This window comes from Pseudomonas sp. GW456-12-10-14-LB2 (assembly GCF_002884345.1).
Taxonomy (GTDB): domain Bacteria; phylum Pseudomonadota; class Gammaproteobacteria; order Pseudomonadales; family Pseudomonadaceae; genus Aquipseudomonas; species Aquipseudomonas paraglycinae.
This window is the reverse complement of the sequence record NZ_POHV01000279.1, coordinates 1-245: the sequence shown is the minus strand read 5'-3', so window position 1 is coordinate 245 and position 245 is coordinate 1. Positions and strand designations below refer to the sequence as shown.

Below are 245 nucleotides of genomic sequence, written 5' to 3'. Positions count from 1 at the left end.
GCGCCAGCACGGCCTGCGCGGCAAAGCCGACGGTGAAGGCGATCGTGCGGAACACCGGGATGCCGAGCGCATAGACGATCAGGTGCGCGACGCGCGCCCAGAAATAGACCACGCAGGCGAGCACCGTCCATTTCGAGGAATAGTCGATCGCATTCAGGATCAGCACCAGCGGCGCGAACAGCACGAGGTTCTCGACCGCATTGTCATGCGCGAACATCAACCGGTTGGCCCATTCGGCATGCGGC

At 63.7% G+C, this 245-nt stretch carries 1 protein-coding gene; it reads right to left on the bottom strand.

Translation table 11 applies throughout. From position 1 onward, the window contains the following. On the bottom strand, positions 1 to 245 hold a 245-nt coding region (locus C1X29_RS30200; protein WP_146023339.1), incomplete at both ends, for an MAPEG family protein.